The following is a 12,422-nucleotide window of genomic DNA, read 5'->3' on the forward strand; positions in this document are numbered from 1 at the left end:
GCGCGTATCTCCTCAGCGGTTTTCGAAGTGGGTCTTGCGCTGGCCGCGCAGGACGATGTCGAAGCGGTACGCCAGGCAATCCATGGGATTGGCGTTGCTCATGTCGAGCTTGGCGATCAGCGTCTGAACCGCGTCGGGGTTGGCGATGCTCTTGACGATGGGGCACATCGGAATGAGCGGGTCACCTTCGAAATACAGCTGGGTGATCAGGCGGGTGGAGATCGACGGCCCGCTGATGGAGAAGTGGATGTGCGCTGGGCGCCAGTCGTTCGGGCCGTTGCGCCAGGGATACGGACCCGGCTTGATGGTGCGGAAGATGTAGCGGCCTTCGCTGTCGGTCAGGGCGCGGCCGACACCGCCGAAGTTCGGGTCGAGCGGCGCCAGGTAGCGGTCGTTCTTGTGGCGGTAGCGGCCGCCGGCGTTGGCCTGCCACATTTCCACCAGGGTGTGGGGAACCGGTTTGCCGTACTGGTCCATGACGCGGCCGGAAACGATGATGCGCTCGCCGATGGGCAGCCCGCCGTTGTTGAAGTTGAGCAGCAGGTCGTTGTCGTGCTCGCTCATCTTCAGGTGGGAGAAATCGGGGCCGCTGGTCTCGGAGACGGACTGCGGAATGCTCACCAGCGCCTGGCGCGGGGAACGGGCAATGGACGTCTTGTAGTCGGGGGTCAGAGCCTTGGGGTGCCAGTTTCGGTCACGAATGACGAAGCGGCTGTTTTCCGCATCGGACATCACGGTTTCCTCTTGTTGGATTTATCGAGCCGCCAGGCAGCGGGCCATGGAGCGCAGTTTCATCCAGTAGAGGTCGGCGGAAAATTGAAATCCTTCCGGCCATCCATAACCGTTTGGTTATGTAAGACGCCCCTCGCGATAGTCCAGCGCTGCCTCGCGCAGGGTCTCCACCGCCCATTGCGCCGCCAGGGAAAGCGGCAGCGACGCATTACTGCAGATCCCCACCGAACCGCCGGGTTCCTTGAAGCCCAGGTCCAGTTCCACCAGTTCGCCGGCGGCCAGGTCCAGGCGCACCGCGTCCAGGGGGGCGATCCAGACCGCATCGCCGCTCTGCACGTAGCGCCGGCTCAGGGCGAGCGACAGGGTTTCCAGGCGTTGGCGCGGCGGGCTGATGCCGCTTTGCACAAAGAATCCGTCGGCATGCTTGCGAATGGTGGTGCCGGCCAGCGGCAGCACCAGGGGGAAACCGTCCAGGGTGCGGCGATCAGCGCCCTCCTCCAGCAGCGGATGGCCGGCACGAACCACCAGGGTCATGGATTCGCTGTACAGGTGCTCGAAGGTCAGGCCGTGAATTTCCGGGTTGTCGGTCATGCGCCCGACCACCAGGTCCAGCTCGCCCACCCGCAGCTGCGACAGAAGGTAGGCACCGGGCCCGGTGAGCACGCTGACCACCAGCGAGGGATGCTGCTGATGCAGACGCCGCACCATTTCCGGCACCAGCAGGCCTTCCACGGTCGAGAGCACGCCGAGCCGCACGGTGCCGGCGGCGTACTCGCCTTCGCGCAAGCTGTTGACCCCGTCGCGCAGGGCCTGGACGCAGGGGCCTGCATAGCGCATGAAGGCCAGCCCGGCCTCGGTCAGGCTGGCGCCGCTCTTGCTGCGGTCGAACAGGCTGGCGTCGAGGATTTCCTCCAGCTCCTTGAGGGTCTTGGAGATGGCCGGCTGGCTCACCGCCAACTGATCCGCGGCGCGGGCCAGGCTGCCCTGGCGCGCTACTTCGAGGAAGCACAGCAAGTGGCGGAATTTGATGCGGGTATCGATATTCAACGGCGGGTCCTGTAGCGGCTGGCCTGCGAAGGCTAGCTCAAGGACGGGGCCCACAGCCAACTCCTATTTGAACCTGGGAAAACCACGTCTGGACCGAACTCGTGTAGGAGCGAGCTTGCTCGCGAAAGATGACGCTCGGACTGTTCGCGAGCAGAGCTCGCTCCTACAGATCCAGCGGCACCGCGCAGATCTTCCCGGCCAACTCCACGCGGCCGAACCGGGCACCGGCTTCCAGTGGGGTGATCGCCAGCAGGCGATCCATGCGCACGGAGCAAGGGCCATCCTCCACCTCCAGCACGAAGAATTCTTCCTTCTCCGCGCTGGTGTGGGTGGTCAGCGCCCTGGCCTCGAATCCGCCGCCGTCCACCAGCTCCACCTTCACCAGGTAGCGATACAGGCAGGCGATTTCCAGCAGGTCGTGCAGGTCGCAATCCAAGGGCTGATACATGGTTTCCTCCTCAGCAACCTTGCAGCGGAATGATGGAGTAGCCCTGCCGGCCGATGGCCTCGGCCACCTGCGGGCTGGCGATCTCGCTGTGGCAGAACAGGCACTCGCTGGCGGCGATGTCTGCATCCTGCACGCCACGGCCGGCCAGCCATTCGGCGGCGAAGCGCCCCGCCTGGAGCTTGTCGCCGCCGCTGGTGAGCACATCGAAGTGCAGGTAGCGGCCATCGCGGGTACGGACATGGGTATCGAAGACTTTCACCTGCATGTCGACGCCCTCCTCACTTCAGGTCGGCAATCGCGGCGCCGAAGTTGATGTGCAGCACCTGGCCGTCCACCACCAGGGCGGGAACCGACTGCACGCCGGCGGCTTCGGCCTCGGCGACACGGGTGGGCGCTTCACCCAGGTGCACCACTTCCACCTTCACGTCGGGGGCAAGCAGGTTGAGCAGGGTCTGTTCAGCGGATACGCAAACCGGGCAGCCAGCGTGGTAGTAACGGGCGGTGGTCATTTTTCAGGTCTCCTGATTAGTTAGTATCGATTCGATACGTTTATCAGGTTACCCGCAGGCGCCCCTTTGTCAATATAGTTTTTACTCGATACTATTTATCGACGGAGGTGAACATGACCGACCTATTCGACCTGTTCGAACGACTCACCAGCCTGATGCGCATCTGGCATCGCGAGCACCCGCTGCTGGCTGACCTTCAGCCCGTGCAGCTCAGCGCCCTGGAGTACCTGGCGCGCTGCAACCACTACTCGGACACGCCGCTGGCGGTGACCGAGTACCTGGGACTGACCAAGGGAACGGTGTCGCAATCGCTGAAGGCCTTGGAAGCCAAGGGCCTGATCGAGAAGCGTCAGGACCAGCAGGACAAACGCAGCGTGCACCTGGAGCTGACGCCGGCCGCGCGTGAACTGCTGGCTGCGGTGACACCACCGGAGTTCCTGGCGAACGCGGTGGCGGAAATGGGACAGGACGCCGTCGACCTGGAGCGACTGCTGGCCGGGTTGTTGCGCACCGTGCAGCGCCAGGCGGATGTGCCCGGCTTCGGCCTGTGCAAGACCTGCCGCTTCCACCAGCAGCGGGATGGCGAGCCATTCTGCGGGTTGACTCAGGAACCCCTGGCTCGCCCGTCCATCGAGCTCATCTGCCGCGAGCACCAACCCCGCGAGGAAGCGGCCTGATCAGGTCTTCAGGCGCTCTTGCGAAATAGCTCGCGGCCTTCGTCCAGATACTGGTCCACCAGCCATTTCCCGTGTGCGATGGAGGCGTGCTGGGCCTTGCCCAGTTCAGAGAGGAAGGCGTACCTCACCGGCAGCGCGAGGCGGCGGGTGGTCTCGCCTTCGGGGGAAGTGATGTGGCAACCGGCGGCCCAGGGTGTGGGGATGCCCGGATGCTCAAAAACGTCGGCGACAATGACATGGTTGCGGTGAACGCATTGCAGGGTGCTCATGGGGTCTACCTCTTTGTTGAAGGCCCGGAGCCACAGGGTCAGCCGGCCCGGCGGGCGTGGGTTGAAGGTTCAACTGAAGGTCGGCACATGCCTTGCCTTGCTCACTACCGGATATAGCACAGGAGGTTTTCCGCGCCGTTGCACCTGACCAAGGGTCGCCCCATTGGCCTGCCGAGTTTCCCCCGAATTGGCTATTCGGCCGGGACCGGCTGCCGGATAACTTACGTCCATCCCCCCGCATCCCGCGGGCCAATCTGGAGAACGTAGATGAGCGCACGAATCGAATGGGCCAAGCAGGCTCCCGATGCCTACAAGGCGATGGTCGGTCTGGAACAGGCCCTGGCCAAATCCGGTCTGGAAACCGCCCTGCTCGAACTGATCCGCCTGCGTGCCTCGCAGATCAACGGCTGTGCGTACTGCATCAACATGCACGCCAATGACGCCCGCAAGGCCGGCGAGACCGAAGCACGCTTGCAGACCCTGAGCGTCTGGCACGACACCCGCTTTTTCAGCGAGCGCGAACAAGCCGTCCTGGCCTGGACGGAAAGCCTGACCCTGCTGCCCGAGCGCCATGCCCCGCAGGACCAGTACGAACGCCTGCGCGAGCATTTCAGCGAAGCCGAGATCGTCAATCTGACCCTGGCCATTGCCACCATCAACGCCTGGAACCGCTTCGGCGTGGGCTTCGCGATGATCCCCTGAAGCACCCCTGCCTCACTGAAAATGGGCCGCATCGAGCGGCCCTTTTCATTCTCACGGTACACCCTGCCCACGAACGACGGAGCCGACTTGGTAGGGTGCGCCGCGCGCACCAGTGAAATGCTCCGCGCAATCAAGGTATTCACCTCGAACGATTGCGCTATTTTTCTGCCATTCCCCCGCCGGAGCCATGCATGGAACTGCACATCGTCATCCAGGGCAGCAAGGACCTGTCCGGGCAGCTGTATCGCCAATTGCGCGAGGCCATCGAGTCCGGCCGCCTCAAGGCTGGCACCCGGCTGCCGCCGAGCCGCCTGCTGGCCGAGCAACTGGGCATCTCGCGCAAGACGGTGGCGGACACCTATGCCCTGCTCACCTACGACAACCTGCTCACCGGCAAGGTGGGCTCGGGCACCTTCGTCAACGCCCAGGCCACCGGCCAGGGCCGCAAACAGGGCCACGAGTCGCTGGCCAGTGCCGCGATCATCTCCAAATGGCACAACATCTCCACCTCCCTGGGCCATCCGTCCATGGACGCGATATTGCGCTACGACTTCATCGGCGGCGCCACCACCCGCAATCAGTTTCCCCAGGACGACTGGCGCCGCTGCGCCCAGCACGCCCTGCGCCAGACCGCGAAATCCCGCGGCCTCTACAGCCAGCCCGCGGGCCTGCCCGCGCTGCGTGACGCTATTGCCCGGCATGTGGCGTTTTCCCGCGGGGTGCACTGCAACGTCGAAGACGTGCTGGTCTGCCACGGTGCCCAGCAGGCCCTGGACCTGCTCGCCCGCGTGCTGGTGGAACCGGGCTGCAGCGTGGCGGTGGAAGATCCCGGCTACCCGCCGGCGAGGCAGAGCTTCGCCGCCCAGGGTGCCGAGGTGATCGGCATACCGGTGGATGCGGAAGGCATCTGCGTCGACGCCATACCGGAGCACGTGCGGCTGATCTACGTGACCCCCTCGCACCAGTTCCCCCTCGGCATGCCCATGAGCCTGGCACGGCGCGAGGCGCTGCTGGAGAAGGCCCTGCGCATCGGCGCGGTGATCATCGAAGACGACTACGACTGCGAGTTCCGCTACGAGGGCCGGCCCAGCGAGACCCTGCAGAGCCTCGACAGCCACGGCGCGGTGGCCTATGTCGGCACCTTCTCCAAGTCCCTGCAACCGGAGCTGCGCCTGGGCTACTGCATCCTGCCGCCGGCGCTGATCGAAGCCGTCACCGCCGCCAAACAGCTCAGCGACTGGCACTGCTCCACCCTCACCCAGTGGACCCTGGCCAAGTTCATCGACGACGGCTGCCTGCAGAAGCACATCCGCCGCTGCCACGCCATCTACGCCAGCCGGCGGGAGCGCATCCTCGATCGCTTCAATGGCGACCTGGCGCGCTGGTTCGAGCTGGTGCCCTCGGTGGCCGGCTTCCACCTCGCCGCCCAGGCCAGGGTGCCGCTGGACATCCCGCTGCTGGTGGAACTGGCCCGCAAGCTGGACGTGGGCCTCTACCCGCTGGCCGGATTCTCCTACCAGGCGCCACCGCGCAACGGCCTGTTCCTCGGCTACGGCGCCATCGAAACCCTGGACCTCGACCCGGCGCTGGACCGGGTGCGGGATATCCTGGAGCAGATTGCGTAAGGGTCGACACAACCACCTGTAGGGGCGAATTCATTCGCCAAGCAGGACGCAGTCCTGCCGTAGGTTGGTCCGAGGAACGAGGCCCAACATTGCAGAGCCGGTCGATAGAAAAAGCGCTGGCTGGCCACACCGACGTAGCAACGTAGGATGGGTTGAGCCTGCGATACCCATGCCGTTGGTTGGGGCCGATGGGTATCGCTTCGCTCCACCACATCCTACGAACGTCATCCTGATAGCCCGAGCATTTGAATTCGCCCCCACAAGAGCAAGCCCGCGAGCATCTTTCGCAGAAAGAAAAAGGGGCTGAACACGTCAGCCCCTTTCTTCGTCCACCCCGGTCGATCAGCCGCGATCGCGCCAGATGGTCTGCACATTCAGGAACTCGCGCAGGCCAAAGTGGGACAGCTCGCGGCCGTAACCGCTCTTCTTCACGCCACCGATCGGCACGCGCGGGTCGGAAGCGGTGAAGCCGTTGATGAACACCGCGCCGCTGACGATTCGGCGGGCCAGCTTCTGCGCCTTGGCCGCATCGGTGGTCCAGAGCGCACCGCCCAGACCGAACTCGCTGTCGTTGGCCAGCTCCACCGCATGCTCGGCATCGCGAGCGACGATCAGCGAAGCCACCGGGCCGAAGATTTCCTTGCGGAAGGCGGTCATGTCCGGGGTCACGTCGGCCAGGATGGTCGGCGCGTAGTAGTTGCCTTCGCCTTCCAGCTTGTGGCCGCCCAGCAGCAGCGTCGCGCCTTCGGCCAGGGTGGCCTGGACCTGGCCATCGAGCTCGTCGCGCAGGTCGAAGCGGGCCATGGGGCCGACGAAGGTGGAATCAGCCTGCGGATCGCCAATCTGCAGCGCCTTGACCGCCGCCACGAAGCGCTCGGTGAAGGCTTCGGCGATGGGGGCTTCGAGGATGATGCGCTTGGCGGCAATGCAGACCTGACCGGCGTTGTTGAAGCGGCTGGTGACCGCAGCCTTCACGGCCTGGTCCAGGTCGGCGTCAGCCAGGACGATGAAGGGATCGGAACCGCCCAGCTCCAGCACGCACTTCTTCAGTGCCGCACCGGCCTGGGCAGCGATAGCGGCGCCGGCACCAACGCTACCGGTCACCGCCACCATGGCGATGCGCGGGTCGGCGATGGCCACGGAGACCAGCGGCGGCTCGACGTTGATCACCTCGAACACGCCTTCCGGCAGGCCAGCTTCGGCCCAGACGGAGGCCAGCAGGCGAGCGCAGCCCATGACGTTGGGGGCGTGCTTGAGCACGTAGGTGTTGCCGCCGAAGATGATCGGCACGGCGCCGCGCATCACCTGCCACACCGGGAAGTTCCAGGGCATCACCGCCAGCACGGGGCCCAGCGGCAGGTAGGCAACCACGGCCTTGTTGTCTTCCACCAGGGTCGGTTCGTCCGCGACCATGGCCGGGCCGTGCTCGGCGTACCACTCGCAGAGCTTGGCGCACTTCTCGACCTCGCCACGGGACTGGCTGATCGGCATGCCCATCTCGGTGGTGGTCATCCGCGCCATGGCTTCGGCGTTGGCGCGCAGGGCCTTGGCCATGCGCAGCAGCGCAGCACTGCGCTCCTCGACGCTGAACTGGCTCCAGGCCGCAAAACCACGCTGGCTGGACGCCAGGCTGGCCTCAAGGGCAGCGGCATCCTGGTAGGGATAACGGGAAATTTCTTCGCCGGTGGCGGGGTTGCGGGAGATGGCGGCAGGCGTAGTCATGCTGTCCTCGTTGTACGTGAGAGCCGGTCAGGGCTCGCGATCAGTCTTGCGGCGAAAGTAAGGCAGCGACCGATTCACGTAAAACGAATAATCCAGAAGAAAGTATTCACAAAAAGAGAATAGCCAAGGCTGAACTCGATGACCTTCGCAGGCAGCTGTAGGAGCGCGCTTGCTCGCGAAAGGTTCTATCCCAACGCAACAGGGGCGGACGCCCTTCATCGCCGTCGGTGGATGGAAAAGGCGCCATCCACCCTACATAACAGCGGCCAACCGACTCGTCCGCCTATGTCCGCGCGTCAGCGGCCAGTTGCGGTGTTCCGCATCGGGCGCCTCGGTGGTGACCACATACACGCGCTGTTCATGGCCGTGGCGCAGCAGCACGCACTGCAGCGACTTGCCGTCTTCCACGTCGAACCAACGGGGTTCCCCGTCACGGGTCATTTCCATGAAGCGCGCCACCCGTGCGAGCACCGTGGCGGGGCTGTAGCGATCCCAGCCGTCCGGCAGTGCATCGCCCCCTGGCAGCCAGCCGGTCGCCGGAAGCTCGCCATGTTCCTGGCTGCGGCGTCCCCAGGGAATCCACACCACGCCGCGCTGCGGGTCATGGATGGGCAATGCCGCGTCGCTATCGGGGTAATTGATGAGTTGCCGGCTCCCTTCGGCGGTGTAAAGCCCACTGACTTCCACTGCATGACACATGACTGCCTCCCCTAGCCGAAGCAATTGTCATCGTTGCCAGTACCGCTGGTTGAGGGCTGAGCGTTGGCGAATCTGTAGTTTTTATCCGGCCCCTGACGCCTGAGTTTCGTAACCTGGCAAGAGCCGTCAAGGTGGTATCCCGGCGGCATTGACAGGAGGGCAAGAGACGCGACGAAACGCAGAAGGCCTTCCAGGGAAGTTGAGGCGTACAAACCAGGCGCAAGGCTGGAAAAACAGCGCTTGTCGAAGCAACGGAACGATTTTCAAAGTCACCGGGTCCACTTCGATTGTGGAGGTGAAACGCCATTATTTTGACCACTCCGGCCCTGGAGTGAGTCCATCGTTCGTTGCACCAAACATTGCACCAAACCGCGGACGTGCCGCTCGATTCGAGCGATTTCGCACGAAGACAGGCTCGTCCTTGTTTCCCTTAAATGAACGCTGCATTGGGGGGAGGGAGAACCCATGAATAGCTCCCTTGAACATTGCAATGGAACCTCTGGCGAAACGCTGGTCGAGCCCAGGAGGACCTTTCTCAAACTTTCCGCCGCCGCAATGGCGACGCCACTGATAGCGCGGTCCATACCCGCCATCGCCGAGGGTGGCGGCAGTGACCAGTCCAGCCCACCCACAACGCCCTGGGCGGTCGAACTGCCCACCGAAATCACCCCGATCCAACCGACGACGCTCAATCCCGCGCCGGCCGAATTGGCCAATACAGCCGCCGGGGAAGTGGGGCGTGCGCCGCCAAGCACAGGGTACTGCCCGGCTGGCAGTTCCTCACCGGCTCGCCTGACGACATCCGTCGGGTGCGCTTCAGCATGGGCTTCTACGACCCGATGCCGGAGGTGGATGCCAACCTGGCCACCCACACCGGCATGGTGCGCATCGGCAACGACGCCACCAGACGCTGGACCATGGCGCCCGCGCTGTGCGACGCCGAGCGCATCATCACCACCATCAACCACGTGGACCGGCGTATGGTGGAAACGGCCTATCCGAATGACCGCAGGTCAAGCTAGGCCGGGATGACGAGCCGCCTCACCCCCGCGCGGAGGGCCGGGGTGAGGGACGGTAGCGTTGCCGGACCAGTGTTCCAGGAGTGCCATTCCCCCAAGCTCCCGGAAAATTTTTCTCGCCCCCTGTAACGCCACCCGGATAGCCTTGTCTCCTATCTCGAAGGCGATGCATCCAGCGGTATGAATCGCCACCTCTGGGCAACCAGCCCTTCATTCGACCCACCAGAAACGGAGAGAACAATCATGAAAACCCCGACTGCCAGTGTCGTATCCGCAACCGGTCTCGCCCTTGCCCTGAGCACCGCCATTGGCCTGGCCGTGGCCCCCGTGGGCGCACAGGCCGCCGACAACGAGAAATGCTTCGGCGTCGCCATGAAAGGCAAGAACGACTGCGCTGCCGGCGCGGGCACTTCCTGCGCGGGCACCCAGAAAATGGACTACCAGGGCAACTCCTGGAAATTCGTGCCGAAAGGCACCTGCGAGAAGACCGCTTCCCCCACTTCGCCCACCGGCAACGGCCAGCTCCAGGCATTCAAGGAAGAGAAGAAGAGCTGACCACCCCCGGCAGGAGCGCACGCCATGACCCCCTCCCCTCTGCCCCACGCTCCTGCTGCCCAGTTGCCGGCCCGGGCCGGCATCGGGCTCAAGTCCCTGCATCACCGGGATGTGCTCGATGCCCGTCCGGACGTCGGCTTCTTTGAAGTCCATGCCGAGAACTACATGGTGGAAGGCGGGCCCTTTCACCACTACCTGGGCGAGATCCGCCAGCACTACCCGCTCTCCATCCACGGTGTCGGCCTGTCCATCGGCGCCGACCAGCCACTGGACAAGGCCCACCTGCACCGCCTCGCCACGCTGCTCGGGCGCTACCAGCCGGAGTCGTTCTCCGAGCATCTGGCCTGGTCCACCCATGGCGACTACTTTCTCAACGACCTGCTGCCGCTCGCCTATGACCGGGCCAGCCTGGAGCGGGTCTGCCAACACATCGACCAGGTGCAGGACCATCTGCAGCGGCGAATGCTGCTGGAAAACCCAGCCACTTACCTGGAGTTCGACAGCTCCAGCCTGGACGAGGCTGAGTTCATTGCCGAGGTGGTGAAGCGCACCGGCTGCGGCCTGCTGCTGGACCTGAACAACGCCTATGTAACCTGCATCAACCACAACCGCGACGTCCGCGCTTACCTCAATGCCCTGCCCCTGCATGCGGTGGGCGAGATTCACCTGGCGGGCTTTGCCGAAGACCGCGATGCGGCCGGCGCACGCCTGCTGATCGACCACCACGGTTCGCCCGTGGACGCTGCCGTCTGGAGCCTCTACGACGAGATGATCAGCCGCCTCGGCCCGCTGCCCACGCTGATCGAGCGGGACAACGATGTCCCCGCGTTGGAGGTGCTGGTGCGCGAAGCGCAACACGCCGAGCGGCGGCTGCGCCAGGAGCAGGCAGCATGAACGCCGACACCTTCGCCCATGCCCTGCTTGACCCTGAGCAGCCCTGCCCACCAGGCCTGCGGGCCTGGAATGGGTCCGACCCGGCACAGCGCTTTGCCGTGTACCGCAACAACGTGCTGGCTTCGTTGATCAACGCCCTGGCCGACACCTTCCCGGTGGTTCGGCAACTGGTGGGCGATGAATTCTTCACGGCCATGGCACGCTTGCACGTGCAGGAGACGCCGCCCCGTTCGCCGCTGCTGACGCTCTACGGCGAGGACTTCCCGGCGTTCATCTGCGCCTTCCCGCCGGCCTCCGGCCTGCCCTATCTGGCGGACGTGGCGCGGCTGGAACTGGCGCAGGTGCACGCTTACCACGCAGCCGACCTGTCGGCGGTGGATACGGCCAGCCTGGCTGCCGTCCTGTCCGACCCGGAATGCCTGCCCGGCATGCAGCTCTGCTTGCATCCCTCAGTGACGGTGGTCTCATCCGACTACGCCATCGCCTCCCTCTGGGCCGCCCATCAGGGGCTGCTGGACCTGGCCGAGGTGAATCCCGACCGGGCCGAATGCGCGCTGGTACTGCGCAATGGCCTGGAGGTGGAAGTCAGCCGCATCGGCACAGGCACGGCGGCCTTCATCCAGGCCCTGACGGCTGGCAGCCCACTGGGTGCCGCCGTGGGCGCCGCGCTGGCCATCGACGCCGGCTTCGACCCAGGCTCCACCCTCGCGCGCCTGCTGGCAGGTGGCGCGATCACGCGGTTCACCCTCCATAGCGGGAGTCAGATGCCATGAACGCCACCATCCAGATCCACTACAGCCATTTGCCGATGAAACTGGTGTCCCAGGCCGTCGAGCTGTGCAAGCGGATCCCCTACAGCCTGGTGGCCTTCGTCGCGCGTTTTTCCATTGCCGCGATCTTCTGGAAATCCGGGCAGACCAAGGTGGAAGGCCTGGTCATCGACCTGGTGGACGGCACCTTCCAGCTGGGCATCCCGCACCTGTCGGCCTCGGCCATTCCGCTGTTCACCGAGGAATACAAGCTGCCCTTCCTCTCGCCTGAACTGGCGGCCCACGCGGCGGCCTTCTCCGAGCACTTCTTCCCGCTGCTGATCCTGATCGGCTTCGCCACGCGCTTCTCGGCCCTGGCGCTGCTGGGCATGACCCTGGTGATCCAGACCCTCATCTACCCCGACGCCTACCCCACCCACGGCGTCTGGGCCGCCAGCCTGTTGCTGCTGGTCAGCCAGGGGCCGGGGGTGATTTCCATCGATCACCTGATCGCCAGGCGGTATCAGGGCTGATTTTTTTCTTGTGGGGGCGATTTCAATCGCTATGCGGACCGCAGGTTCGCCCCTCAACTTCCCAGGGGCAGCTGCGCTGCCCTTGGCGAATGAATTCGCCCCCACAGGAAAAGCGGTCGCCGGATCGGCACCCCACAACCTTCACTCGCTCCTGTTGTGGGGGCGATTTCAATCGCTACGCGGACCGCAGGTTCGCCCCTCGATCTCCCAAGGGGCAGCTGTGCTGCCCTTGGCGAATGAAT

16 protein-coding genes are annotated in these 12,422 nt (G+C 64.7%); 8 read left to right on the top strand and 8 right to left on the bottom strand.

Going from position 1 to position 12,422, the window contains the following annotated elements:
• Positions 1-12 precede the first annotated feature (12 nt).
• The 5 genes from pcaH to E8F06_RS22360 form a co-directional block, all read right to left on the bottom strand.
• Positions 13-732 carry a protocatechuate 3,4-dioxygenase subunit beta gene (gene pcaH, locus E8F06_RS22340; RefSeq protein WP_280371136.1) on the bottom strand — a complete coding sequence of 240 codons (720 nt, stop codon included), beginning with the start codon at positions 730-732 and terminating at the stop codon, positions 13-15.
• A 117-nt stretch (positions 733-849) separates the two neighbouring features.
• The gene (pcaQ, locus tag E8F06_RS22345) at positions 850-1,779 is read right to left on the bottom strand and encodes a pca operon transcription factor PcaQ (protein WP_280371138.1); all 930 of its coding nucleotides are present in this window, start codon (positions 1,777-1,779) and stop codon (positions 850-852) included.
• Between the two features lie 163 nt (positions 1,780-1,942).
• Entirely contained in the window at positions 1,943-2,227 is a 285-nt protein-coding gene (locus tag E8F06_RS22350; RefSeq protein WP_280371140.1) for a Rho-binding antiterminator, read from the bottom strand.
• Positions 2,228-2,237: 10 nt separating this feature from the next.
• Positions 2,238-2,492: a DUF2024 family protein gene (locus tag E8F06_RS22355; RefSeq protein ID WP_190834725.1), complete on the bottom strand. Its 255-nt coding sequence runs from the start codon at positions 2,490-2,492 to the stop codon at positions 2,238-2,240.
• A gap of 13 nt (positions 2,493-2,505) precedes the next feature.
• Positions 2,506-2,736 (bottom strand): thioredoxin family protein, encoded by a 231-nt coding sequence (locus tag E8F06_RS22360; RefSeq protein ID WP_280371142.1) that lies wholly within the window; start codon positions 2,734-2,736, stop codon positions 2,506-2,508.
• Positions 2,737-2,843: 107 nt separating this feature from the next.
• On the opposite strand from E8F06_RS22360, the gene E8F06_RS22365 reads away from it, so the two are divergent.
• Positions 2,844-3,413 carry a MarR family winged helix-turn-helix transcriptional regulator gene (locus E8F06_RS22365; RefSeq protein ID WP_280371144.1) on the top strand — a complete coding sequence of 190 codons (570 nt, stop codon included), beginning with the start codon at positions 2,844-2,846 and terminating at the stop codon, positions 3,411-3,413.
• A gap of 8 nt (positions 3,414-3,421) precedes the next feature.
• Here the strand turns inward: E8F06_RS22365 and E8F06_RS22370 are convergent, their stop codons facing one another.
• Positions 3,422-3,682: a hypothetical protein gene (locus tag E8F06_RS22370; RefSeq protein ID WP_280371146.1), complete on the bottom strand. Its 261-nt coding sequence runs from the start codon at positions 3,680-3,682 to the stop codon at positions 3,422-3,424.
• A 267-nt stretch (positions 3,683-3,949) separates the two neighbouring features.
• Here E8F06_RS22370 and E8F06_RS22375 point away from each other — a divergent pair, with 267 nt between their 5' ends.
• Both E8F06_RS22375 and E8F06_RS22380 read left to right on the top strand, forming a co-directional pair.
• Positions 3,950-4,384, top strand: a complete 435-nt coding sequence (locus E8F06_RS22375) for a carboxymuconolactone decarboxylase family protein (RefSeq protein ID WP_280371147.1) — start codon at positions 3,950-3,952, stop codon at positions 4,382-4,384.
• Between the two features lie 191 nt (positions 4,385-4,575).
• Positions 4,576-6,009, top strand: a complete 1,434-nt coding sequence (locus tag E8F06_RS22380) for a PLP-dependent aminotransferase family protein (RefSeq protein WP_280371149.1) — start codon at positions 4,576-4,578, stop codon at positions 6,007-6,009.
• Positions 6,010-6,351: 342 nt separating this feature from the next.
• Here E8F06_RS22380 and E8F06_RS22385 read toward each other — a convergent pair whose 3' ends face one another.
• On the bottom strand, positions 6,352-7,731 hold the full coding sequence (locus E8F06_RS22385; RefSeq protein WP_280371151.1) for an aldehyde dehydrogenase family protein: 1,380 nt from the start codon (positions 7,729-7,731) through the stop codon (positions 6,352-6,354).
• A 252-nt stretch (positions 7,732-7,983) separates the two neighbouring features.
• On the bottom strand, positions 7,984-8,430 hold the full coding sequence (locus E8F06_RS22390; protein WP_280371153.1) for a hypothetical protein: 447 nt from the start codon (positions 8,428-8,430) through the stop codon (positions 7,984-7,986).
• Between the two features lie 809 nt (positions 8,431-9,239).
• On the opposite strand from E8F06_RS22390, the gene E8F06_RS22395 reads away from it, so the two are divergent.
• The 5 genes from E8F06_RS22395 to E8F06_RS22415 all read left to right on the top strand — a co-directional run bounded on the left by E8F06_RS22395 (position 9,240) and on the right by E8F06_RS22415 (position 12,180).
• Complete coding sequence (locus E8F06_RS22395) at positions 9,240-9,452, top strand: hypothetical protein (protein ID WP_280371154.1); 213 nt, start codon at positions 9,240-9,242, stop codon at positions 9,450-9,452.
• Positions 9,453-9,692: 240 nt separating this feature from the next.
• Positions 9,693-10,004, top strand: coding sequence for a DUF2282 domain-containing protein (locus E8F06_RS22400; RefSeq protein WP_280371155.1), 312 nt, complete (start codon positions 9,693-9,695; stop codon positions 10,002-10,004).
• 24 nt (positions 10,005-10,028) lie between these two features.
• A complete protein-coding gene (locus E8F06_RS22405) occupies positions 10,029-10,898 on the top strand; it encodes a DUF692 domain-containing protein (RefSeq protein WP_280371157.1) in 870 nt (289 codons plus the stop codon).
• A complete protein-coding gene (locus E8F06_RS22410) occupies positions 10,895-11,671 on the top strand; it encodes a DNA-binding domain-containing protein (protein WP_280371159.1) in 777 nt (258 codons plus the stop codon). Before E8F06_RS22405 ends, E8F06_RS22410 begins: the two co-directional genes overlap by 4 nt.
• Positions 11,668-12,180: a DoxX family protein gene (locus tag E8F06_RS22415; RefSeq protein WP_280371162.1), complete on the top strand. Its 513-nt coding sequence runs from the start codon at positions 11,668-11,670 to the stop codon at positions 12,178-12,180. Before E8F06_RS22410 ends, E8F06_RS22415 begins: the two co-directional genes overlap by 4 nt.
• The last annotated feature ends 242 nt before the right edge of the window (positions 12,181-12,422 follow it).

It is taken from the genome of Pseudomonas sp. BN411 (assembly GCF_029871235.1).
Classification (GTDB): Bacteria; Pseudomonadota; Gammaproteobacteria; order Pseudomonadales; family Pseudomonadaceae; genus Metapseudomonas.